Source organism: Moorena sp. SIO3A2 (genome assembly GCF_010672265.1).
In the GTDB taxonomy this organism is placed as follows: Bacteria; Cyanobacteriota; Cyanobacteriia; order Cyanobacteriales; family Coleofasciculaceae; genus Moorena; species Moorena producens.
In genome coordinates, this window is record NZ_JAAHHC010000021.1 from 1 (window position 1) to 24,530 (window position 24,530).

Sequence of the window (24,530 nt, forward strand, 5' to 3'; positions counted from 1 at the left end):
TTAGTGCTAAATTAACATCAATAGCTTCTTAAGCTTATTATAGCGTTAATTCAACGTAAAATTGACTTGGTCAATTTGATCGCTGAAAAGCAGTGCCTGAGAAAGTTTCAAGTTTTTGGAGAGGTCTTTTTCCTTTAATAATCTCATTCCAATCTGGTTTTTTTTGTAAGTAATAGTATAGGTAAGGATTAAATCCATAGGCAAAGAAAGACATATCTGGGGTAGTACACCAACCCCCAAACCGCATCGGATTGACTTCGATCGGTAATAAATTACCTTGATTGTCTCGTCTAAGCTCAATATGTACTGGAAAATTTTTTACTCCAGCAAATTTACCAATTTTATCTAAAAAATCGGTAAATTCTTCAAGATTACTTTCGATGATTGCTTTTGAAGAAATATAAAGCCGATCACTAACATCAGCATCTGAGGAAAATATGTGTTTAAGGATATTTAGAATAACCGGCTCACCAGTTGAATTATAATAGGCATCAACAGCGAATTCTTCACCAGTAATATATTGTTCAATTATAAATGAACTAGTGTCCAATACCTCCTTAGGGTATAAATCTTTCATTGGAGCAGTGTCTGCAATTATTGAATCAATGGTTTTAAACCACTGCTCCTGACTTGAAATCTGATAAACTCCCATGCTAAAAAAACCAACCTTTGGCTTGATGATACATGGGAGTGGAATTTCCTTAACCTGAATCTTTTTTAAATCGTCGGTGCGAACCTCTTTGAAGTAGAAGTTTGGATCTATTGTTTGGATTAGTTCTCGAAATTTAACCTTATTTTTAAATAACTGTATTTTTCGAGGAAGATTGCTAAAAGCTAAATATTTCGATATCCAACCAATCGCATTTTCAGATGTGGTATATATGATCGGATTATCTAACTCTCGAACCATTTCAATGGCTCGCTCTTCACTAATTAGGTTTGTCCCACTATAAAGCCCTAACTTCTTGGCTATATCTGTACCTACTACAGGGATACCATTGTCTTTGACAGTTCTTTTTAAAAATTCAGAGACATATGGCTTGTCTACAAAAAACATTTTATTCTCTCCGTAGTTAAATCTCAAGTGCATAACTGGAGGTTTCACCGGCACGCCCTTGCCCAAAATTTGAGGATGGCGAGAGGTTTCTCGGACCGTCTGCTCCAAACAGCTGTTAGACAACTGGCTAACATCGGAAGGATATCACGACTTTGCTAATTTCTTGCTCAACTTGATTACTGGACTTCAGGGTAATGGCATTTTCCAGCAACGCTCCAGAATTATACTATAAGTCAAGACAAGTATCAGATCGAGTTGCTGACTAACTTGAATCAGGTGCCGGAGTATGGTGCGATCGCAATAGTAACCTTTCCTAAGCCCCTTAAAGGTTCTGGTTTTCCAGCAAGGGTGTTCGCAATTATTCCCTAGTGCTGGAATTTACTGCTGGAATTTTAGTTAGCGAACGGCTATGGCGCGGCTATGCCGAACCCCTTTGGCTGCGCATACGCATCGCATTTATCGATTCATGATTATCTCTAGCAGCAATAAATCACAAATCAATCGAATTGCTATATAGGGCTTAGTGCTATATATATTTAGGAACCTTGGGCAGATTAACTGTCTTGATCGAGCACAGTCAAATAATTCTAATGGAAGAGGTTATCTACCGAGAGGCAGATCTAATCTAAGAACAGTAGCTCAATTTCTCAATTTAGAGGACACAAAGATGAAAGGGATTTTCGGTGCTCTACTGCCAGGACTGATCACAACCGGTTTTGTAGGCGCAACACTACTACCCGCTGCACCGGCAGCTGCTGGTGATTTATTAAGAGATATCGGTATTGGTGCCGCTGCTGGTGCGGTAGTTGGAGAATTAACTGACAACGGCTCATTGATTGGTAATAGTGCCAATGGCGCTGCCGCTGGCGCTGCTGTCAATACTACTAAGCGCAATAGAACTAGAGCTCGGCTTGACTACTCCCCCGCATAAATGACGGGGGATTCTAATAAGGATGTTTCGCCTCGGGGATGAATCCGCATCACGAAACACTGTTTTCTTATTAACTGACCACAGGAATACCCTGTGGGGACGAGTCAAAACGCCCCTACCCAGTTCGTCTAGGTTAATACCTAGCGTTCTGCTTACTTTGCGTATTATATTGGCAGCACCATTACAATCCGCATTGACATACCAATTCATTGCTGTTCGGTATAAACCGCGTTTCGTTCTTCTCCCTGATGGCTTCCAATCCTTGGGTTTTTCACCATATTTAGGCAGATAGTCACCATCTAAGAACGATGCTTTACTGGTATAGCTTTCCTCTGTTTCTATGAACTCGATTCCATACTGTTGACAAAGCCCGGCTATTCTCTCTTTCAGTCTAGCTGTAGGTATTGGCACAAATTCTGAGTTAGTCTTTTTACCTAGACCTATCTCATTCTTGCCTCCTTTATTCCAACCAAAAATAACTCGACCAATTTTATTTTTTAAGCAATGATTGATAACTATTCTTGCGGCTTTGTTAATTCCATCACGCATTTGACGGTTACGTTTTTCAGTTATCGCCCCTAGGTGCTTAGACCAAAATCCTTGTGGTTTGCCTTGTTTAATTGTTGATATCTGTTTGTTATACCAACGATTCATTGATTTGATCTGCTTACCATCAATAATAAAGCTCGTTCCTACATTAGAAACACAGGTTAGCCAATTATCCAATCCTGGGTCAATCCCAAGTACATTATCTGGTTCTACAATTGGTGTTTCTATTTCTTTTTTATAAACCAACTCAACATAGAAACATCTATTCTTTGGCAGTATTCTTAATTCTCTGATGTCATCAAATTCAATATTGCTAGGAAGAGGCAACCTAAAACTATCAAGCCCAAACCAGCACTTTACTTGTCTGCCCAATGGTATTCTTATGTTTCCATCTATTAATCTTAAAGCTTGCTTGGGATAACTGACCAATGCCAAACCTCCCTTTTTTCTATACTTGGGCAGTCTCGGTCTATGCTCAATCTTCCCTTTTCGGTATGCTTTAATCAATTCTTTGTAGGATTTAAAAGACTCGTAGACCGAACGAAGTATTTGTTGTGCTGCTTGGGAGTGAATTGCCTTATAGTGACGATTGAGCTTGTATTCTTTTTCTAGCTCAAACTTGCTGATGTAGCGATTGGCTTTAAAGTAGATTTGACGAGCAAAGTAGATTCCCATATTTGTCAATCTATGGGATTGTATGCATAAAAAGTTGAGAATTGCCGACAATTCTCGATCTGGATTTAATAAAACCTGCTGACAGCCGTACACTTGAATCACCTCCCTTGCATTTCCCATTTTACCATAAACAGGACACATAAATGTGTCTGCTGTGACGGCTCGCTCGGTTTCATCCCCTGCTTAAAAGACAGGGGCTTTCACCATCGCTTTTCGGTAACAGTGCCGGGAGTCTAGTTCAAGATGTCGGGTTTGGCGCTGCTGCTAGTGTTGTCACTGGCGTGATCATTGACAATGGCTCGGTGGTAGATAATGCGGTTAAAGGTGCTGCTACTGGTCTGACCATTAACCTCCTAGACCGTTAAGACTTTTAACCCAAAGGAAAAACCAATGGGATGGGCAGAGCCGATCCCATTCGCCCCCACCAATTAGGATGCGCTATCACCACTATCGAAACCAAATCCCCCACCTCCAGGGGTCTCAATTACAAACACATCACCTGTATTCATTTCCACTACCCCAGTACTACCCAACTCCTCAACCGTTCCATCCTTCCGTTCCACATAATTTTTTCCCAAAGCACCCGCTTCACCACCATTTAACCCAAAAGGCTTCACCACTCGACGTCCAGATAGAATGCCTGCGGTCATAGGTTCTAGGAAACGAATCTGGCGAATTACGCCATTACCCCCACAATGAACGCCCTTACCGCCACTATCAGGGCGAATCCCAAACCTTTCCAAAAGTACTGGAAATCGCCATTCCAACACTTCTGGGTCAGTTAAGCGAGAATTGGTCATGTGAGTATGTACCGCATCTGTTCCATCAAAATCAACCCCTGCCCCAGAGCCTCCACAAATAGTTTCATAGTATTGATAGCGCTCATTGCCAAAGGTAAAATTATTCATAGTACCCTGAGAAGCCGCCATCACTCCTAAAGCACCATAGAGGGCATCGGTTATTGCTTGGGATGTTTCCACATTCCCCGCTACCACTGCTGCTGGATAACGGGGATTGAGCATAGAACCTTCCGGAATAATCACCTCCAAAGGCTTCAGACAACCAGCATTCAGGGGAATATCATCATCCACTAGGGTGCGGAAAACGTATAGCACTGCTGCTTTGCATACCGCTGACGGTGCATTAAAATTACTATCTAACTGAGCAGACGTACCCGTAAAATCAATTTTGGCACTACGGTTGTCCCGGTCAATAGTAATCGTGACCTGAATCTTAGCACCCCCATCTAACTGATAGCTGAAACTGCCATCTGTCAGCACATCAATCACTCGGCGCACCGACTCCTCAGCATTATCTTGGACATAACCCATATAGGCTTGCACTGTCTCTAATCCATAGTGGGCTACCATCTGCCGTAACTCTTGGACACCCTTTTCATTGGCAGCAATCTGTGCCTGTAAATCAGCTATATTCTGAGTCAGATTCCGGACTGGGTATTGACCCCCTAACAGAAGTTGGGTTATTTCATTTTCTCGGAATTTACCATTCTCAACCAGCAGGAAATTATCAATTAATACCCCTTCTTCCTTCACGCTCGTACTATTAGGAGGCATGGAACCGGGAGTGATACCACCGATGTCAGCATGGTGTCCTCGGGAAGCGACAAAGAATAGAGGGGAGAGGGGAGAAGGTTCCTTTAGCCCTAGGGAAGAGTTGAGGAAAACTGGGGTAACAAGGGTGACATCTGGGAGATGAGTGCCACCGTTATAGGGATTGTTGAGAATATAGACATCTCCAGGTTTGAGAGTATCACCATGGGCATCAATCAAGCTGCGGACACTTTCACTCATTGACCCCAAATGCACTGGAATATGGGGCGCATTGGCCACCAATTGCCCTTGTTGGTCGAAAATCGCACAGGAAAAGTCTAGCCGTTCCTTGATATTGACTGAATAACTGGTATTTTGGAGAGTTGTCCCCATTTGCTCTGCTATGGAACGGAATAGATTGTTAAAGATTTCCAGCATGACAGGGTCAGGATGGGGTGAAGCTTCGACGGTATTTGCTTGCAGGTTATCTATAGTGCTATTTGTCAACATTTCCAGGTTATCTTCCTGCTCCCCCAAACCAGATTTAACTAAAATCAAATGATTCCGTTCAGTCACCTCTGCTTTCCAACCAGGCTCAATCACATTGGTTCCGGTTGCCTCAATAATTAATGCCGGACCAAACACCGAATCCCCTGGCTGCCAATCCTCTCGCCTAAACACAGGGGTATCCCACCACCGATTAGCCGTATACATCTGCACTGTGGCAACGGGAGCACACATTTCCCCACTCTGACGAGACCGTATGGGTTCTGTTGGGATAGCCATCCGCTGAACTAACTCTACCGACACCGCTTCGACCATCAACTTTTTCCCTGGCACGATAAATCCATAGCGCTGTTGATGCAATCCCTCAAACTCTTCCGTGATCTGATCAATCCCACCAAACCCAACAACCAAGGCTGAATCGGTGCCTTCATAGCGCAAATGGACTCGCCGAATGACTTCAACCTCATTACTATTCCGATCCTGGGTATGGTTGTGGTTCAACTCTTCTATTCCCTGAGCCACCAACTTGGCCAAAATTCCCTCTAACTCCAACCCCTCTACTAACTCAGCTTCAACTGACTGTTCTTTCAATACCCTGATATCGGCTAAACCCATGCCATAAGCGGACAATACTCCAGCAAAGGGATGAATGAACACTCGCTTGATCCCTAAGGCTTCGGCAATTAAACACCCATGCTGGCCACCAGCACCCCCAAAGCAACATAGGGTATACTCGGAAACGTCATAGCCCCGTTGTAGAGAAATCTGTTTAATGGCATTGGCCATCTTCTCGACTGCGATCGCTAAAAATCCTGCTGCTACTTCCTCTGGTTTGCGGTTATCCCCAATCTCTTCTACCAATCCTTCAAACCTCTGGCTGACCACCTCAGCATCCAACGGCAAGTTACCATCCGCTCCAAACACCTTGGGAAAAAATCCTGGCTGCAACTTCCCTACCATCACATTGCAATCGGTCACCGTCAACGGACCCCCCTTACCGTAGGAAGCAGGACCTGGATTTGCCCCAGCCGACTCTGGTCCTACCCGATAACGGGCACCATCAAACTGGACAATGGAGCCACCACCGGCAGCTACTGTATTAATTGCCATCATTGGCGTGCGCAGCCGCACCCCAGCAATCTTAGTTTCAAAGGTACGCTCATATTCCCCGTTGTAATGGGCCACATCTGTAGAGGTGCCACCCATATCAAAGGTAATGATCTTTTCAAAACCAGCAATTCGACTAGTCTGTACTGCTCCGACAATACCCCCAGCAGGTCCTGATAAAATACTATCCTTCCCTTGAAACTGTTGCGCGTCCGCCAGTCCTCCGTTTGACTGCATGAACATCAATAGTCCAGAAGTTTTTCCCTGTAAGCCTTCAGACCGGGTAGCTTCAAGGTTATTTTCCAAAGCTTCATTGGTCAAGCCGCCAAGCTGCAACTGTTGTTCTACCTGATCTACATAGCGACGCAGAATCGGTGATAAATAAGCATCAACCACTGTGGTATCCCCCCGACTGACTAATTTCATCAAAGGGGTGACTTGATGAGATACTGATATTTGGGTAAAACCAATCTCTAATGCGATAGTGGCTATCTCTTGTTCATGAGTGGGATAGCGATAGCCGTGCATCAAGACAATGGCGCAGCTACGAATACCTTCATCATAAGCAGCTTGCAAGGATTGGCGGGTTTCAAGCAGATTGATGGGGATTAGCTCTTCACCCAGGGCACTGTACCGTTCTTCTATCTCAATCACCCGTTCATAGAGCATTTCAGGGAGCACAATTTCACGGGCAAAGATATTGGGGCGATTTTGATAACCAATGCGCAAGGCATCTTGGAAGCCCTTGGTAATCACTAGGACAGTGCGATCGCCTTTCCGTTCCAATAAGGCATTGGTGGCTACTGTGGTTCCCATCTTGATCGCTTCAATGGCATCACTTGGTATCGGCCTATCAACAGGAATCTCTAAAATCTCTCGAATTCCCTGTACTCCAGCATCTTGGTACCGTTCAGGATTTTCCGAAAGCAGCTTATGAATTATCAACTGGCCATCCGGGCGTTTTGCCACAATATCCGTAAAGGTACCACCTCGATCAATCCAGAATTGCCAGCGTCCAGTGGAAGTAGTAGTCATATTTGCCCGATTTTTAATAAAACATTAAACAGATGGGGAAGATGGCGGAGAATTTCCCAATAGTTTCCTGTCTCCATCAGCAACGTCCCAGCAAACTATATTTTCCCTTAAGACAGAGTAACTTAGGATTCCATGGCCACCAAGTCGAGGTCTCACCCGATCGGGGAGTGGTCATTCAATCGGAGCCAGGAATTATTTCTGAGATTGAGCAAACATAGCCCAAGTTGACTCTACAAGTTGACTCCAATTTAGACTAAAATTAGCGGCGTTGCTGAATCAACGAATGAATAGAAGTAGGGTGGGCATCCTGCCCGCCCGAAAAAATAAGGAATGGGCATCTAGCCCATTCCACAAAACTCTTAAAATTATTCCATTATTAAGCAACGCCCTAAAATAAGCCATTCAGAGCAGACGATATTTCATTTGATAATTCTTGTGCTGATTTAATTAGACGAAAACGATTTTCCGGATGTTGATATCCTTGTTTTTTAATATTTGCGTATGTATTCATTATACTTCCTTTGGCATTATTGATATCCCTTTCAGCCATATTAAATAACGTCGCATTCCACTCTGCATCTCCAATTTTAGGTAGTAGCAGGTAGAGAGTCCAATCATTGGGGGGTGATTCACAGCCATAGGGATAGTCTCCAATCAGGATGTAGCCGGACTTAAGTGCAGCATTATAGGTGAATCCATTGGCATTGTCTTCATTAGCCAATTTTATCATATCTTTTTTACTGACTCCGGACTGTAGCCTACCCCACTCGACATTACATTCGTTGAATCCAAATTCCATCTTTTTATATAATTCAAGGATAATTCCAGGAATTTTATTTTGATATGACAGGGAATTGTTGTCATCATTTATCCTAAAAAAAATATAATCTAAAGATTTTAAATTTTCACCATTACTTTGGTCGGTAGCACCTGCTAACTCTAGGTTGTTCCTTGGATTATCTAAAAATTGATTTGCCATCGCGGGTTGTATAACGATAGCGAACATCAACACCTGTGTAATTATAAAAACCTGAAAGCTTATCAGTAGTATTTTTTTCACAAAGTTATCCTTATTAAATAATTGGACGTTATTGCTGGGGCGCAACAGGCAAGCTGAAATCCTTATTGGCTAATAATTTCAGCCATAATTTACAAAAAGATACATGCTGTTTTGGGATGACATTGGACTATGTTATAAGGGTTTGAGCTTCCAGAAAATGAAAGGAAGGTCAATTTGGGTCTGTATCTTACCTAAGATCTTTGATCTCAAAGCCTTATATAGTAAGTTTTTCAAGGCTCATGTCACCCCATCAGCGTTTTTGCTTCCAGCTATTATCTTCTTAATTTTATGGGAGAGGCAGAACAAAATTATCAAATTACCCCAAAATCAAAAATCTAAATTCCTATTTTTATAGACTAGGGGACGTGATTTAGATTTAACAGTACCTTTTAGGGTACCTTTTAGGGTACCTTTTAGGGTACCTTGAGCTGAAAATATTACCCAGTAAGGATTTCAGCTTGCCTGTCACACCCCCAGCCGTTTAGATGTTTTTACCCAGATTTTAAAAGGTACCCATAAGGGTACTATCAAACCCGAGTCAGATTCAATATGATTTGAATAGTTGAATTAACTCTAGTGAGAAAAAAATGACTAAACTACACACCTCGGAAAACTTGACAATAGAGGCGGATGAATTTGAAAAAGTATTGAAAGATATGGAAACCCATTCTATATCAACAATTAAAGGCGAGACTACAAGTCCTATTCCACGGTACATATCTGTATATTTAGTACAACCAGAAATACCACAAGCTATCCCGAACGATTTTCAGGACAACCTTAAAAGTTCTTACCAACAAGACGTGCTTTCATGGAATGATACCCGTCAAAATGAACTAACCATGGTCACCGATCAGAAATTAAATAACAATATTAGTGATTCTGATTGGACTCAGACATTAAAAACTATGGAAGAAACTGATATCGCTAATGCGACAGCACGGATACAAAATTCATACGCTCAGATTCGTGAACAGGGTAATAAAAATCCGGAACAACGTTCAAGTTTGATTAAATTTGCCCAAACACTATCTAATTTCCAATCAACGATATTGAATTACATGGTAGATTTTATGCGAACAATAGCCCTTAAGATATTTGAGTGGGCTTCAAAAGCTTTTACGTTTATCAAAAATGCGGCAAACAGTGTCGTTAATTTTGTAAAAAGCTGGTTTTAACTTATTTTTCCAAGGTAAACACCAGCATCCAAGGTAAACCCCTATAATTTTTTATTCATACCTATAGTGTTAATTTAATTCAATGAACACTATATCTAGAAAATCCCTTGTTAATAAGCACAATAAGCTCTGGTTTATTGAGGACTACCCCTAGTTTATTGACAAGATGGGTTTACCCTTCACAACAATCAATAAAGGAAACTTAAAAACAATGAAACGTTTTTTGGCAATTTTTGTGCTTCTTTTGGCTTTCGCAACGGTTAACGTACAGTCAGCTAAGGCTTTATCTTTATTTGACGTAAACATTCAAAAATGTGATAAATTTGATCTTGTCTGGTATGATCGTGGTTCTGGAGCTGACCGAGATGGTGCATTTTACAGGCCAGTCCCCACCCCTGGTTTCTTCGTTGTTGGAGATTATGGACAAGGTAACTATGGTCAGCCTAATGGTGATGTATTGTGTTTCAAACCATTAAAAAATAGCGCATTAGCTAATCCTATAGACTTTGCGCTAATATGGAAAGATACAGGGAGTGGAGCACATCGTGATGGCTCTTTTTGGCGACCAATTCCACCACAAGGTTATAGTTGTATTGGAGATGTTGTTCAAGAAGGTTATGCAAAGCCATACCGTCCTGATTACAAATGTCTACATAATGATTTAATATCAGTAAGGCCTCCTGCTGAAAATACTCCATTTGTTTGGAATGATCGTGGCTCTGGGGCAGATGCGGATGTATCTGTTTACTCTGTTCCCGTTACTAGCGTTATACATGTTCAGGGTAACTATTCTTATCCCCCACATGGGCCAATCTATGATCTTAATTTAACAAGCTTCTGATTTATATAGCGGTTTTTCTCCTAATGAGGTACACATAATTTTTTACCTCTTCCCTCTTCTGACTTTACTGGTTACTGCTCCTTAAAAAATGTACCTCACCTAATTAAAAACCGCTATAAATTTTTACTTAGGAAGAAAACGAAGGACAGCAGATCCAATCGAAAAAAAAAGCGATCGCCCCTTTATAGGCGATCGCTTTTTTACTATTTAGTTGGTTGAAACTATTGTGGCTCTACCGTACTTGTTTCGAAAATAAAGCTGGAAGCGTGTATTCAAGGGGTTTTCAGCATTTTTAATCTCAATCGCTACCATTTCGCTATTCAGCAACGCCAAATAAATTAGTTACCCTATGGCAATCCAAAACCTGCCCTCTTAGTCGCCATATCGGTTTCATTATGATCAACTATAGATGATAATATGGATATACGGCGGTTTGCATAACTATCAGGTACACAGGATTGTTTTCCGACTTCCGACTTCCGACTTCCGACTTCTGACTTACCTGTTCCCTATTCCCTGTTCCCTGTTCCCTAAAATCCATAAATTTGTACCTAACTAAATGGCAAACCGCTGTAATTATCGACAATAGATGCATCGCTAGTTACTGTTGCAATCAATCTTATGTGTAAATCTAATTTAAACACGCGATTGCCATTACAATTATTATGCAAATAGAAGACTATTTCAACTTTCTGGCTCCTGATGACATTCGGATTAAAGGTCATCGAATTGGCATTGAAACAGTATTGTATGAGTATCTCTTTAAAGAGCGTACTGCTGAAGAAATTGCCAAAATTTACTCAACTCTCACCTTAGAAGAGGTCTATGCCACAATCCTATATTATCTACAGAACAAAGACACAGTCAGTAAATACATTGCTGACTGGCTAGATTGGGGACATCAACAGCGTAAAGCTCAAGCCTTGAATCCTCATCCGGCAGTGGCTCGACTCCGGAAAATCAAAGCAGAAAGACAAGCCCAGTTGAAAGCCAATTGAAAAGTTAATTATAATTGCACAATGTTCTTATGATCAGGAATATCAAGACCAAATTATGTAAGCATTCAGCGTTCAGCCTTCAGTGGTCAGTAGTAAGCGGTCAGCTTATTTTATTCAAAAGCACATCAAGTAGGGTTCATATAGCGCATCAACTGATGACTGATGACTGATAGCTGATAGCTGATAGCTGATAGCTGATAGCTGATAGCTGATAACTGATAGCTAACCAAATTATTCACTTGCCGATGACTTGAATTAATGAATTATTATAACTAGAAGTCTCAACAATACATTGCTGTTTGTTTGTATTATAATGCTCCTCATCGTAAGCATTCAGCCGTCAGCTATCAGCTATAAGCTTAAGCGGATCACAGGCTAGAAGCCTGTGCCACGGTACTTGAGGTGCTAGCAGGCGCTTTAACTGTACGGGGTCGGATCAGTAAAACGAGCAGGGATTTTCAACCAGCCGTTCCAGCACCTTAAACTTGTTTACTACCTCCCGTTGATTAGCTGACGGCTGACGGCTGATAGCTGAATGCTTACTCCTCAACAAGCCTAAGACTGAGAAGACTAGACTCGTGAAAGCAAAAGCCAAACCCAAGAAACTACTAGGTTTTTTATATACTTGCTTATTCCTTGGTTTAGGAATACTCCCCACAGTAGTCAAACCAAAGCCAGCCCTTAGTGCAGAATACATTTATTTTAACTATGGTCCATTAAAATTGTCCCTTTCCCGGGAATCTCTGGAAATTTTCGCCAATGAGGGCAGAATTACTAAAGAATTTGAGTTCTACGCCCAAATGCTGAACCCAGAAACCTTGGAACAGTTTCGGATGCTACTCCAAAAGCGGATTAAAATCAGTCCTGTGGCCATCTCCCGCTTAGGTAAATCCCCCATGGGAGAAGCCTTTCTAGAAGGTTTGGGAAAGATGATCAAAACCCACCCTGGTCGCAATGGTTTACATAGTCTTAGGGGGGCGCTGGTTTTGGCAGCAGCTGACTCCGAGGGTCTAACTATAATTAATATAGTGCGCCAGTTTCCCACCGAGGGGATGTTGATTGATACTGACTATATCTTCGATGTCCAAAAAGAGCTAGCTACCCTATTTCGATATCGAGATGCAGCGGTGAATGCGATCGCAAACCAAGCCACCCGAGAAGCGGCTGCTGAGAATACCATTGATGTCTCCCAGTTAACAGACTTACAACAACCAGGTTCTTATCAATACACAGAGCAAATCATCACCCTTTCCGGTCGCCGCCGTCAATCCCCTCTAGGGTTATCCGGAGAAACCAAGTTTGAGGTTGCTTTGTACTTACCCCAAGGCAATCGAAAACCAGCCCCCTTAGTAGTCATGTCCCATGGCTTTGCCTCAGATCGCAACCATTTCACCTATTTAGCAGAACACTTAGCATCCCATGGCATTGCGGTAGCGGTTCCTGAACACGTCGGGAGTAATGTTGAATACTCTCAAGCTATACTACAGGGACTAGCCAATGGAATCAATCCCGTAGAGTTTATTGAACGACCCTTAGATATTAGATATGTGCTCGATGAGCTGGAAGACCTCTCTAAATCTGACCCTAATTTTGCTAATCAGCTGAATCTGGAACAGGTAGGTGTGATTGGTCATTCCTTCGGGGGTTACACAGCTTTAGCCGTAGCAGGTGCAGAAATTAATGATTTAAGACTGCGCCAAGTGTGTCCTGATCAAGACCCAACCTTCAATCTATCTGTACTGCTCCAATGTCTTGCCAATCGCTTACCCCCGTTTAATTATGACTTGCAGGATCCACGGGTCAAAGCTGTAATCGCTGTTAATCCTATTACCAGCACAGCCCTTGGTCCAGCTAGCTTGGGTAAAATTAAAGTGCCAGTCATGATTATGGCAGGTAGCCACGACATCGTAGCACCAACTGTCCCAGAACAGATTCACCCCTTTATCTGGCTCAATACCCCAGAAAAATATCTGGCAATGATTGTTGATGGCAACCACTTCTCCACTAGTGGTGCATCGGGCGACGATTTTGCCCTGTTTCCTAAAGAATTACTTGGTTCCAATCCTCAGGTCGGACTTTCTTACCTAAAAGCCTTAAGCTTAGCTTTTGTTAATACTCATATTCGGGATTTATCAGACTATCGACCTTACCTTAGTGTCAACTATGCCCAAGTCCTCTCTGAGAATTCTCTAGAGCTACATTTAGTCAAATCTTTAACTCCAGAACAACTAGAGGAATCCTTTGGCAGTCAACCTCCCGAAACTATAATACCACAAATCGCAATTGAGCCAATACCGAAGCGTTCAGAAACAGTTTTAGAGCAAATTAAACGAACTGGCACCATAAAAGTTGGTATTAGAAAAGATGCTGCTCCCTTTGGCTACATTGATCCCAACGGAGAGTGGAAAGGGTATTGCTTTGAGCTACTCAATTCCTTAAAAGACAAAGTTGCCCAACAACTCAATAAACCCATAGAACTAAAAGTTGTTGCAATTCAATCAACCTTGGAAAATCGCTTTGCTATTGTCCGAGATGAAGCCGTACATTTGGAGTGTGGACCTAATACGATTAGGAGTGATATTGAAGCGATAAAATTCTCAACACCATTTTTTATTACTGGTACACACTTTTTAGTAGATTCTCAACAACCGAGAGTCTTCAATCGTTACCAAAGCCTTGACAGTTTAAAAATTGGAGTACTTCCCAGTAGCCTCACAGAAAAATTTATTGACCAAACCTATCCTAATGCTCATAAAATAGTTTTTCCTGGAGACATAGGTAGGTCTCAAGGAGTCACAGCATTAGTCAATAGCGATATTGATGCCTTTGCCAGCGATGGCATTTTATTAATTGGAGAAGTCACCAGACAAGGACTTTCCTCATCCCAGTACACCTTATCTCCAGATCAGCCACTGACCTGTGATTTCTATGGCATGATTCTCCCTAAGAGTGATCCGCAATGGCAACGTATTGTCAACTCCTTTATTGAAGGCGAAAAAGCTAAAGAAATATGGGGGGGATGGTTTACAAATTTGTTTCCCTATGTCTTATTAAATCTAGAGTATTGTATTGATAAGTAATATGTAAGTCAGTCTAGGAATTCATCATTCTTTTTTAGCGGTCACCATAAAAGAACGTCGCCTTCCAGGTACTGAACGGGGTGCGATTTGGACAGAGTAACGTCCATAATTTGCTCTTATTTCGACCGGTTGGATAACTGACGCATTCCACCCATGAGCAGCAAATAATTCTTCTGGTTGGTCTGTGCCAAAACGCCAATTTTTACTAATTAATCCTTTCTGAGTTTTGGAGCCTATTTGCCACGACTTTACACTTATTAAATCTGCAACCAAATAACTCCCTTTGACACTGACATCAGAAATTGTTTGCAGTAATGTATTTATCTCTTTTTTATCCAGATACATCAATAAACCTTCCATCAACCAAACTGTAGGTTCATTAGATTTATATCCATGATTTTTTAATAAATGCACCCACGGTTTTTGCAAATCTGTAGCGATGGACTGGCGATGACATTTAGATGGAATATCCTTAAGAATTGCTTCTTTCCGAGACATGATTTCTGGTAAATCAATCTCGTATATACATAGTTCAGGTGGTAAGGGTAGGCGATATGCCCTAGTATCGTACCCAACCCCTAAAATTACAATTTGACGTACCTCTGGTATTACAGATATCAGAAAATCATCAAAAAATTTAGTTCGGACTGCCACAAACTGGATGCGAAGGGTATTTGATTTCGGGTCTTTACCGTCTTGTTTTTCCCAAGAATCCATCAAAGACTGTATTTCCTTAGACCCAACTAACTGAGCAGCAAAAGGATCGTCAAAAAGTCGGTCTGCCCTTTTCGACTCAATAGCGCGTTTGGCCGCCATTACTACTGCGGTACGACAGACATGATTTTTGATTTCTGGGATTTTTTCGCCTTTTGCTGCCAGTTCGTTTTCCATAATTTACAATTTAGTGCTTGATCATGAAATTAAGGACAACCTTGCTGAGATACTGTACCATCGGGCATCGTGGCATTACACAAATTAGCCCCAGTCAAATTAGCCCCAGTCAAATTAGCCCCGGTTAAGTTAGCCTCTGTTAAATTAGCCTCTGTTAAATTAGCCCCACTTAGATTAGCATTTTGTAAGTCAGCATAACTTAATTTAGTTCTATACAGATAGGTATTACTTAAATCAGAGCTAGCCAAGCTCGCACCGGTTAAATCCCCTAAACTTAATGTGGCTCCTTTTAAATTAGCCTCATACAAGATTACCACAGGAGCAAAAACCTTATCTAATTTAGCATTTTCCAATGTAGCCGATGTTAAGTCAGCATCAAATAAACGAGCATCTACTAAATTAGCATTTGTCAGGATGGCTCGTTCTAAATTAGCGAGAGTTAAATCTGCTCCCTGGAGATTAGCATTGGTCAGATCTGAACTTACTTCTTCCGTGGCTCGTCGTTGGTAAGATTGAAGTTTAGGGTTCAGTAGAATACTATTGAGATAAGCCCCTGATAAATTAGCCCCTCTTAAATTAATACTTCTCCAATTACAGTTACTAAAATTACCAAAGCTCAAATCACGACCACTTAAATCATTGCCTAGATCGCAATTAGCAAAAGTGTTAGATTGGGCTTGAGCGGGCAACCCTATAAAACTGAGACATAAGATAGAATAAACTAGAGTTGAAGACACTAGAGTTATCGTTTTAAGCACCATAGTCATATTGAATAGTTAGGATTGAATCTTGAGAGCGTGAATTAATACCGAGTCAAATCTATAGCCATCCCTGTCGGAGTTGTGAGAGTAGTCAGTTGGAGCAACGGATGGTTAAGGAATGTAACCAATGGAAGTATGGAAAAACATAGAAGTCTCGCAAGATGGCTAAGAGGTTACCCAGAGTAACACGGATTTCTCTGAGGTTTGACTTCGGATTGATATAATAGTATATAGTATTTTACTGTCAGATGTGACAGTAGGATTGATCGGAACGTCGAACCAGGGAATAGGGCACAAATAGAGTTTTTTAGCTAAACTGTTGTACACTCGTCAACAGTAATTGACCATGAAGCCAACTCGCCAACTAATCCAAAACATTTTCAAATCGATAGTAGCCTCTGTCCTAATCCTGAGTCTCTTTGGATGTGCCGCCCTTCTAGACCAGTTAGGAATCGGGAATTACACTGTCAAACGGGTATCTGACGGGGATACCATTCTCGTCGCTGACAGGTTTGGCAAGGATGTCAAAGTTCGGTTTGCCTGTATCGACGCTCCAGAAATTGCCCATTCCAAAAAAGAGAAGCAAAGCCGCAAATTGGTAGACAAAAGTCAATTCAAATGGGGAAATAAAGCCAAGGAGCGACTTCAGGAACTAGTCAAGCAAAGCGATAATCAGGTGGTTTTGACCGTAACTGATACTGACCGCTATGGGCGCAGCGTCAGTGAAGTACGCTTAACCGATGGCACCTTTGTCCAGGAAGTGCTAGTAAAAGAAGGGCTAGCACAGGTATATCGCCCCTATCTGAAAGATTGCCCCAGTGCGGAAATGGTCGATAGTGCTGAAGCCAATGCCAAACGATATCGGCGAGGGTTGTGGCGAGACCCTAAGTTTGTTCCAGCTTGGGAATACCGTAGTTTAGCAAAAACTAAATCCTCCTCCTGAGTCGGAGAGTGTTTAGTCCTCTGAGTCTTTAGTCCTTAGAGAATGTTTGTTAAACTTTGCTTAAATCCTTGCCTAGGGTGGGTTAGGCGGCGATATCTGTCAAAGCTCACCTTTTAAGAGAGCTGTCCGCCGTAACCCACCAATATTCAAGACTATAGCTGTCTTAAGATTTACTTTATAAACCGTCTCTTAGTAGCTAGCCAATAGCCAGCCAAAAGTCTATTGGTAGTTACCACTAATGAATGAGTAATTTACTCATATAGGGTTTGTAAATCAGATGTAAACCTAAGAGGTATTTTTTTCTTATCCAATAAAACTCCGGAGCTCTTTCCCCTCTTGCCTTTTGCCTCTTGCATGCATGCCTTTTCCTGCAATTGGTGTGTTTACAACCCATATACAAACGCTATAAATGTTGCAAAATGTTAAGTAAGTGATCAAAACTAAGATTCAAAACTGATGGTACTCTTCGGATTTAAGAAAAAGCTGACCGTGCCTACTCCTGAGGAAGCCTTACCCGGACGCTCAGAACTCATGCCAGTACCCGAGCGTCACTACGTCAACGGCAATCCTCTCAAACCCCCTTATCCTGATGGATTGGAAATGGCGATGTTTGGCATGGGATGTTTTTGGGGAGCAGAACGCCGATTCTGGCAACAAGAGGGAGTGTTCACTACCGCAGTAGGTTACGCTGCTGGCATTACCCCTAACCCTACTTATCAAGAGGTCTGTACAGCCATGACCGGTCACAATGAAGTGGTGCTGGTGGTATTTGATCCAAAGGTAATCAGTTACGAAGCACTATTGAAAGTCTTCTGGGAAAGCCACAATCCCACCCAAGGCATGCGCCAAGGCAATGATACTGGTACTCAGTACCGTTCAGGAATTTATACCTATTCCGAAGACCAAAAGAAGCTAGCGGAAGCCTCACAAAACGCTTATCAGCAAGCTCTGAAGGTCGCCGGTTATGGTAATATTACCACAGAGATTCTAGATGCTCCTGAGTTTTATTACGCAGAGGGCTATCACCAGCAGTACCTGGCTAAAAATCCTAATGGGTATTGTGGTTTAGGTGGGACGAATGTGAATTGCCCTGCAATTTCATAAGTCATCACTTCTGTGGTTAACACTCATCAGTAATTAGTCATTTGTAAGTACCAAGAGACTTTGGTGGATTACAAATGACTAATGACTAAATGCAGCAATTCAGTTGACTAGGAAAGGGTGGGTTTTGTAACGTTTGTAACAAGGTTGTTTGTCTTGGGCTGATACATAAGCTAAACCCACCCCTACAGAGTGAGTGGAGTTTACACTAGTTCCTGGTGCGAAACTAAAGTTGCTAAACCGACATAATTACTGTCAATAGCGCTAAGTTTCTGGGAATCTTCTTAAATTGATATAACAGCTCTAAATTGCTTTAAGTACTTTCGTCCTGGGTTTTAATGATCTTCGGACCAGAGAACAGCTAGTGGGGTGCTCCGGCGCGGGGAGGGGGGAGTTGGAAAAAATCCTGTGTACCTAACTTGTGATGAGAATTGCTATATATCCTTTTTCAAGGAGCAAGAGAGTGATGAGACTCAAACAGTTACAGAGTTCAGCCAAGAATAAATATACTCAGCTTTTGTTAGTGCTGCTTTTGGCTTTTGTCGCCTATGCTTTTTTCTCGCAAGCAATAATTGCCGACTTAATTCTATCCCTAATTTTATTAGGAGCAATAGTTGTAATAATTACAACATTTTATTTACATAAAAGGTTTTTTTATTGTTATCTGTTCATTTCATTGCTCGCTTTTGTAGTCGATTTTATCGAGTTTATTTATCAATACTCTAACTTAAAGCTAGCTGTGGCTACAAATATTATTTATGGTGGTTTTTTTCTCTTAGCTATTGTGTTGATGATTGAGAAGATTTTTAGCGGTCACAAAGTCACGATCGATACCATAGTTGGCGGTATTAACGTCTTTCTTTTAATTGGTACTCTGTGGGTTTTGTTTTTTGAAACTATCTATTTATTAAACCCAAAATCTTTTACTTATTCAGCAGAAACAATTAATTCTTTTGACCTGCTTTATTTCAGTTTTACCACCTTAACTACCGTTGGCTATGGGGATATTACTCCTGTCAGTCCTCTAGCGAAAGCTCTGACTAATTTAGAAGGAATTTGTGGGGTGATGTATCCCGCCGTATTAATTGGCAGATTGGTCGGAATTTATAACCCAGAAGCAGAGCATTAGAGGGAGCAGGGGAAGCAGATAAGTCAGAGGGAGGAGACTTTCAAGGGTATGTTTTTAAGATTGTGAAGTTAGGACAGGTACAATTGCTGTATAGGGTTTATCATAATGATTTAGATATTTATCCGGAAAATGGTTGGTCATTACATGGTTTAGCACAAAGCTTGCAAGCACAAGGAAAAACAGCAGAAGCAGAAACTGTACAACAGCAATATCAACAAGCGTGGCAATATGCTGATATTGCTTTGTGAAATAACCGTAAAATAACCTCAGTTCGATTGGCTCAACTAGAAAGCTTATCTAATAAATCCTTTAGCACTGGTGGTAATTTGCGCATAATCTTACCCTGCTCTCGGTCAACGGCTACTAGAATCACACGACCGGTTAGGTAAAGTTCTTTGCCATCATGGGATTGAATTTTATAATCCCACTTCATACGGAAACCTTTCATTTCGGCGATGGCTGTCTTGACAACTGCTGCTGTGCCCATTGGCATTGCCCGGTGATAGCGTAAAGAAAGTTCTACTACTGGTAAATCGCATCCTAGCCTGACAAAATCACTATAATCCATACCCATTGAGCGCAAGTACTCCACCCTCGCTTCCTCCATCCAGCCAATGTAGGTACCATGCCAGACTATACCAGCATAGTCAGTGTGGTGGGGATGGACTCGCACTGGATAGTCAAACCATTTGGCTGTGGTGGCAGTTAGCTCATGACTTGCCATGGTACTGTCCAGCTGTCCTTGAGTTGAGGTTTGGGGTGTTTCTGACATGGATCAACTTAATCGTGACTGGTATGATGATCGTATATGGTGATCGTATTCTGTTAGAGCTAGATCAGATCAGCGCTAAGTTTTTGCTGATTTGGGATCTAGTTCGGGCAAGTCTAATCCTGACAGATCAAAGTAAGCGATCGCGTCCGTCTCAAAAAGTCAATCACTGTTTACCATCATCCTACTGATCGTAATCAGAACCTATCCTTATATCATGTCGGGATAATTACCCTTAATCAAAATCTCCCCCATCTCCCCATCTCCCCATCTCCCCATCTCCCCACACTTCCCACACTTCCCACACTTCCCACCCTCCCCACTCTCTCCTTAATTATGGGTATTCAACCAGACTTGATATTAGCCCTGTGTTGGGAGGGTTAGGAGTAATCTGGTCACGATTTGGTAACCAAGCTGATCACCTGCTGAAAGCGATCGCATGCGATCGCTTTCAGGGTATCTGCTCACAGGTCGCCATGGTTTCTTCTAATGGGTTTCTTCTGATGCTACCAGTAGGGTGCGTTACTGAAGCATCCTAGGTTTTAGGGAATTTTCCGGCTTTTTATGCCAGGTTTGACCAGAGCTTTTTTTTAAGTTTTGTAAAGATTAAACAATCCACTGCGTAAATCCTGGATCGGCTTCAGAAATGTAAGTAGAGGTTGAATTCGAGTCAGCCAATGACCGAAACACCTCAGTATTAACATTACAAACTTCAAGGTTCAAACCAGGAAATTTATCATGTTTCGTAGTAAAGTAGCCATTGCGTCTGTAGTTCTATCTTTGGGTGTAATCAGCCTCGGTATTCCTCAAGGCAAAGCCTTAGCACAAGATACTAACGCGCCTCGTCCCACCCCTCCGAGCAACCAACAATTTACTTTAACCACTACCCCCACCCCCAGTGCAAAAACCGTATTTGCTGTAGTCACCAGGAACGGCGCACTCAGTCGCGGATTCGGTGCCAGCCGAGCCCGAAAAGTTCTGAACGGTCGGTACGAAGTCTTTTTCAACCGGGATGTCCGTCGGTGTGCTTACACTGCTACTTTAGGTACTACAGGCTTTGGCACTGAACGATCTGGTGAAGTTACTGTAGCCACACGCGCTGGCACCACCAATGGGGTTTGGGTTGCTACTAACAATTCTAGTGGAAATGCCGTAGATCGTAACTTCCACCTTGCTGTACATTGCCCGTAGGCTGCTTAGAAGCTATCCAAAAATTTGTCTTGGGGGGTTGTGGAGCCTACTTTAGACCACAAGCCGTCTAAAGGATTACTGAAGTGAGTTACCAGTAATTTCTCCACTCTCACCCAACCATTAAATAATTTTTCGGATAACTTCTGAGTAGTTTCTACAATATGCTAGTCTATTAGGCCTTTTTTGCCCCACTGTGTCAACCGTGGGGCTACACAAACCCAGCCGAACTAGAGTTCATGTAGGGTGGGCAGTGCACCAGACAGATAATCAAGCTTGCAAAGGGCGTTGGTAGGCACTGCCCACCCTAGGATTAATCACTGGATTTACGATCCGTATCAACCTAGGTTGATGTAGGGTGGGCAGTGCACCAGACAGATAATCAAGCTTGCAAACCGCGTTGGTAGGCACTGCCCACGCTACGATTAATAACTGGATTTACGATCCGTATCAACCTAGCTGAACTAGTAATCACCCTCAACCACCAAGGTTCCCCACTTGGAGAACTTGGGCTGAGGGCTCCCACCCTGACCATTTATCCTGTAATCAGTTTGAGAAGGTGACCATGATGGTGAAATTTTGGTCTTTGTCCCTTGCTTTAGAAGCTGCCTCAATCCTGCTAATTGTTCCCAAGGCGTTTAGCCTGCCACTGACGCTTGCCTCTGGCTTCTCCCCTGTACCGAGCACAGAGATTGAGCTACCAGTGTGCTACATGCAAACCGATAATGGCACCCTTGTAGATCTTAGTAGTCTATGTGGCATCTCAGACTCCAAAGTAGTCATTAGCGAAGTGAGTTTCCAAAATGACCGTCTTATCGGTCGTGTAGTCAACAAAACCGACAAAACTGTCTACTCGACCCGAGTAAACTATGAAATTCTCGATGATGACGGCAGTGTAATTGGCACCAGTTCCATGTACACCAATCCCCCTAACCTCAGTGCTGGAGAAAGTGCTACTTTCGAGACGGAAATGTGGGGTGGTCGGGAATTAAAAACCACATCCGTTGACTGGGATCGTAAACCGACTCCATGATTTCGATATCAATTCACGCTTTTGAGGCATAAATTGCTGAGCAACTGAACCTAAGTATTTGGTCTTTAGGTGAATGCTTACCACTGAATCCCACATAATAATGTCATCAATAAATTTAAAATTGACAGTTTTCAATTAATAACTAATAATTCACTATAACGGTTCTCATATTAATCAGGTACACAGGATTTTTTTATTGTTTCCTACTCCCTACTCCCTGTGCCCTGTGCCCTGTGCCCTGTTTCCTGTGCCCTGTGCCCTGTTCCATAAAAACCCAGAACTATGTACTTAAAAAATCGCAAACCGCTATAACAATTAACGTACCTGACTACGAAGTGATTAACAGTCGGAGATATTAGATTCAGATTTGAGTGAACAATCAACCCACCCCTTGAGCTTAAGCAGAAGGGGTGGGTTTTCATTCACTCTAATGACAAGAGTAAGGGAGTAGCCAAAAAATCAAATACCAGTTTTTAGCTTGTAGGGTGGGCAAAAACAGTTTGTTTCTTTTGATTATTCTAAATTATATTACTTTGCCCACCCTACTTTAATTGGTATTTTTTTTACACGCAAGTCCCTAAAGCTAGCTGCTGACTATCCTAAACGTAGAAGGAGAAGTTGAGATCCTCAACCGTATCGATAACGACAATATTACTAAGTGAGTTATTCTCGATTATCCACATGCCATTCTGTCCAGTAACGGAATTACGGAAGAAGAAATCATTAATACCATCTCGGTTAGCGTCATAGGCCCCACGGAATTCCCAAGGACCGTCTGCTGGTCGGGAATCGATCAGCACTGCCTCCTGGAAAACAGTACCATCGAGCTTCCAGTAGGCAAACTCTTGGGTATTCATATTTTCCCAGATAGCATCTGCGTCACCATCGTCATCCATGTCTCCAGCCGCAACTAACTGCCAGGGATCATTAGGTGATATGGTCAACCTGTCACCATTGGTATTCGTAATAAACGTAGCATTCTGAAACCCGTTTTCATCTATTTCCCAAACAGCAATTTCTCCGCTGGATGTGTTGTACCAGAAAATTTCTTCTGCACTATCACCGTTAACATCTCCCGTGCCACGGATTTCCCAGTTGAGGTCTGATCCCGGTTGACCTGCTGGTGCCTGAGTAATTATTGCTTCCTGGAACTCGGAGCGTTCCATCTTCCAAACCGCAACACCGCCGGTTAGGGTATCACGCCACAGAGGATTCCTGATACCATCGCCTAAATCCACAACACCACGAGCTTCAAATCCAGTGTTGTCTGGTACCGACACCTCCTGACCACTTTGATCGGTAATAAACGCTGTCGTCTCGACGCTAGTCCCCTGGCCATTTAGAGTCCACAAACCAACTTTTGCACTGACAGGATTATGCCAGAACAGATCCACACTGGGGATTCGGGTAATTTCAATGGCATCAAGTCGCCCTCGCTCGAAATTCAAATCAGAATTATTGCTATCTGCCAGTACCGAGATTTCTATTTCATCCCCTGGAGCAAGGTCTATGTTTTGAAAAAGGGGTTTATTTGGATTAGCCTCAGCACTTAGGGTGCCACTTGAATTGCCACCCCTCAGAGGGACATAATTCCTTGGCTCAGCTGTTGGCCGAGGTCTATTAGCAGGTAAGTTTAGATTATAAACATAGGTACCAACTACCTCTCCATTGACACTAAATGTCAGGGGAGATTCCCCATCCTCTTCGTCAAAGTAGGCAATACGAATATCGTACTTACCAGCTGGTCCATCCTGTGCTGTCCATTGAAAGGTAAGCACACCGGGAACTGGAACCGGGTTATCAAAGTCTGTGATCTCGACGGCTCGACCCCCTGAAGCAACGAGATTAATATTGTTGAAACCGGTTATGCCGTAGTTTACTCGCGTTACGCGAGTACCTTCTGCTTCAATCAGAACCATAAGATAGTTTTTTCCCAAAAGTTATCTGTGTTTACATTGGTTGGCTTTTCTTTTCCGTCCTGATGCACCAAAAAATTTCTAATTACTCCATCCCAATTCAGTCCCAACTCACTAATTGACGGGATGTGTAACTTACAAAAGCGATGCAGCTTCGGAACAGGGGAGGCAGTGCGGTCTTGGGGGTTCCCACGGGGCAAACAGCGGTGCGGACGCAGGTTCCGCACACAG

The 24,530-nt window shown here is 42.4% G+C and carries 23 protein-coding genes and 1 pseudogene; 15 read left to right on the top strand and 9 right to left on the bottom strand.

Features of this window, described 5'->3' with window-relative positions:
* Window positions 1-70: 70 nt before the first annotated feature.
* Window positions 71-1,057, bottom strand: coding sequence for an ATP-grasp domain-containing protein (locus F6K64_RS22040; protein ID WP_287266307.1), 987 nt, complete (start codon window positions 1,055-1,057; stop codon window positions 71-73).
* Between the two features lie 234 nt (window positions 1,058-1,291).
* Between F6K64_RS22040 and F6K64_RS39020 the strand changes: the two are divergent.
* Window positions 1,292-1,426: pseudogene (locus F6K64_RS39020) on the top strand (cyclase family protein); the annotation flags it as partial.
* A 460-nt stretch (window positions 1,427-1,886) separates the two neighbouring features.
* Here F6K64_RS39020 and F6K64_RS22045 read toward each other — a convergent pair.
* On the bottom strand, window positions 1,887-3,305 hold the full coding sequence (locus tag F6K64_RS22045) for an RNA-guided endonuclease InsQ/TnpB family protein (protein ID WP_502708058.1): 1,419 nt from the start codon (window positions 3,303-3,305) through the stop codon (window positions 1,887-1,889).
* A 335-nt stretch (window positions 3,306-3,640) separates the two neighbouring features.
* Window positions 3,641-7,411: a hydantoinase B/oxoprolinase family protein gene (locus F6K64_RS22050; RefSeq protein WP_287266310.1), complete on the bottom strand. Its 3,771-nt coding sequence runs from the start codon at window positions 7,409-7,411 to the stop codon at window positions 3,641-3,643.
* A 41-nt stretch (window positions 7,412-7,452) separates the two neighbouring features.
* Here F6K64_RS22050 and F6K64_RS22055 point away from each other — a divergent pair, with 41 nt between their 5' ends.
* A complete protein-coding gene (locus F6K64_RS22055) occupies window positions 7,453-7,629 on the top strand; it encodes a hypothetical protein (protein WP_287266311.1) in 177 nt (58 codons plus the stop codon).
* Between the two features lie 170 nt (window positions 7,630-7,799).
* On the opposite strand, the gene F6K64_RS22060 is transcribed toward F6K64_RS22055, so the two are convergent.
* Window positions 7,800-8,390, bottom strand: coding sequence for a hypothetical protein (locus F6K64_RS22060; RefSeq protein WP_287266312.1), 591 nt, complete (start codon window positions 8,388-8,390; stop codon window positions 7,800-7,802).
* Window positions 8,391-9,058: 668 nt separating this feature from the next.
* Here F6K64_RS22060 and F6K64_RS22065 point away from each other — a divergent pair.
* The 3 genes from F6K64_RS22065 (at window position 9,059) to F6K64_RS22075 (ending at window position 11,488) form a co-directional block, all read left to right on the top strand.
* On the top strand, window positions 9,059-9,649 hold the full coding sequence (locus F6K64_RS22065; protein ID WP_287266314.1) for a hypothetical protein: 591 nt from the start codon (window positions 9,059-9,061) through the stop codon (window positions 9,647-9,649).
* A 211-nt stretch (window positions 9,650-9,860) separates the two neighbouring features.
* A complete protein-coding gene (locus F6K64_RS22070; protein ID WP_287266315.1) occupies window positions 9,861-10,490 on the top strand; it encodes a Vps62-related protein in 630 nt (209 codons plus the stop codon).
* Between the two features lie 665 nt (window positions 10,491-11,155).
* The gene (locus F6K64_RS22075; protein WP_008183096.1) at window positions 11,156-11,488 is read left to right on the top strand and encodes a DUF433 domain-containing protein; all 333 of its coding nucleotides are present in this window, start codon (window positions 11,156-11,158) and stop codon (window positions 11,486-11,488) included.
* 436 nt (window positions 11,489-11,924) lie between these two features.
* On the opposite strand, the gene F6K64_RS22080 is transcribed toward F6K64_RS22075, so the two are convergent.
* Complete coding sequence (locus F6K64_RS22080; RefSeq protein WP_229414449.1) at window positions 11,925-12,185, bottom strand: hypothetical protein; 261 nt, start codon at window positions 12,183-12,185, stop codon at window positions 11,925-11,927.
* A 25-nt stretch (window positions 12,186-12,210) separates the two neighbouring features.
* On the opposite strand from F6K64_RS22080, the gene F6K64_RS22085 reads away from it, so the two are divergent.
* A complete protein-coding gene (locus tag F6K64_RS22085) occupies window positions 12,211-14,568 on the top strand; it encodes an alpha/beta fold hydrolase (protein ID WP_287266317.1) in 2,358 nt (785 codons plus the stop codon).
* Between the two features lie 24 nt (window positions 14,569-14,592).
* On the opposite strand, the gene F6K64_RS22090 is transcribed toward F6K64_RS22085, so the two are convergent.
* Complete coding sequence (locus F6K64_RS22090; protein WP_287266320.1) at window positions 14,593-15,459, bottom strand: SAM-dependent methyltransferase; 867 nt, start codon at window positions 15,457-15,459, stop codon at window positions 14,593-14,595.
* Window positions 15,460-15,488: 29 nt separating this feature from the next.
* Window positions 15,489-16,220 (bottom strand): pentapeptide repeat-containing protein, encoded by a 732-nt coding sequence (locus tag F6K64_RS22095; protein WP_287266322.1) that lies wholly within the window; start codon window positions 16,218-16,220, stop codon window positions 15,489-15,491.
* A gap of 346 nt (window positions 16,221-16,566) precedes the next feature.
* Here F6K64_RS22095 and F6K64_RS22100 point away from each other — a divergent pair, with 346 nt between their 5' ends.
* From F6K64_RS22100 to F6K64_RS22115, 4 genes are all read left to right on the top strand, one after another.
* Window positions 16,567-17,163 (top strand): thermonuclease family protein, encoded by a 597-nt coding sequence (locus F6K64_RS22100; RefSeq protein ID WP_287266324.1) that lies wholly within the window; start codon window positions 16,567-16,569, stop codon window positions 17,161-17,163.
* Window positions 17,164-17,619: 456 nt separating this feature from the next.
* Window positions 17,620-18,267, top strand: coding sequence for a peptide-methionine (S)-S-oxide reductase MsrA (msrA, locus tag F6K64_RS22105; RefSeq protein ID WP_008183085.1), 648 nt, complete (start codon window positions 17,620-17,622; stop codon window positions 18,265-18,267).
* A 463-nt stretch (window positions 18,268-18,730) separates the two neighbouring features.
* A complete protein-coding gene (locus F6K64_RS22110; RefSeq protein WP_008183083.1) occupies window positions 18,731-19,393 on the top strand; it encodes a potassium channel family protein in 663 nt (220 codons plus the stop codon).
* Window positions 19,394-19,476: 83 nt separating this feature from the next.
* The gene (locus tag F6K64_RS22115) at window positions 19,477-19,641 is read left to right on the top strand and encodes a hypothetical protein (RefSeq protein WP_154659762.1); all 165 of its coding nucleotides are present in this window, start codon (window positions 19,477-19,479) and stop codon (window positions 19,639-19,641) included.
* A 32-nt stretch (window positions 19,642-19,673) separates the two neighbouring features.
* Here the strand turns inward: F6K64_RS22115 and F6K64_RS22120 are convergent, their stop codons facing one another.
* On the bottom strand, window positions 19,674-20,165 hold the full coding sequence (locus F6K64_RS22120; protein WP_008183079.1) for an acyl-CoA thioesterase: 492 nt from the start codon (window positions 20,163-20,165) through the stop codon (window positions 19,674-19,676).
* A 14-nt stretch (window positions 20,166-20,179) separates the two neighbouring features.
* On the opposite strand from F6K64_RS22120, the gene F6K64_RS22125 reads away from it, so the two are divergent.
* The 5 genes from F6K64_RS22125 to F6K64_RS22140 all read left to right on the top strand — a co-directional run bounded on the left by F6K64_RS22125 (window position 20,180) and on the right by F6K64_RS22140 (window position 22,383).
* A complete protein-coding gene (locus F6K64_RS22125; RefSeq protein ID WP_154659761.1) occupies window positions 20,180-20,353 on the top strand; it encodes a hypothetical protein in 174 nt (57 codons plus the stop codon).
* Complete coding sequence (locus F6K64_RS39025; RefSeq protein WP_502708059.1) at window positions 20,328-20,546, top strand: hypothetical protein; 219 nt, start codon at window positions 20,328-20,330, stop codon at window positions 20,544-20,546. The genes F6K64_RS22125 and F6K64_RS39025 overlap by 26 nt, the downstream gene beginning before the upstream one ends.
* Complete coding sequence (locus F6K64_RS22130; RefSeq protein WP_154659760.1) at window positions 20,531-20,701, top strand: hypothetical protein; 171 nt, start codon at window positions 20,531-20,533, stop codon at window positions 20,699-20,701. Before F6K64_RS39025 ends, F6K64_RS22130 begins: the two co-directional genes overlap by 16 nt.
* A gap of 199 nt (window positions 20,702-20,900) precedes the next feature.
* Window positions 20,901-21,353, top strand: a complete 453-nt coding sequence (locus F6K64_RS22135) for a hypothetical protein (protein WP_008183077.1) — start codon at window positions 20,901-20,903, stop codon at window positions 21,351-21,353.
* Between the two features lie 562 nt (window positions 21,354-21,915).
* Window positions 21,916-22,383 (top strand): FxLYD domain-containing protein, encoded by a 468-nt coding sequence (locus F6K64_RS22140; RefSeq protein ID WP_008183073.1) that lies wholly within the window; start codon window positions 21,916-21,918, stop codon window positions 22,381-22,383.
* 599 nt (window positions 22,384-22,982) lie between these two features.
* On the opposite strand, the gene F6K64_RS22145 is transcribed toward F6K64_RS22140, so the two are convergent.
* A complete protein-coding gene (locus F6K64_RS22145; protein ID WP_008183071.1) occupies window positions 22,983-24,302 on the bottom strand; it encodes a hypothetical protein in 1,320 nt (439 codons plus the stop codon).
* Between the last annotated feature and the right edge of the window lie 228 nt (window positions 24,303-24,530).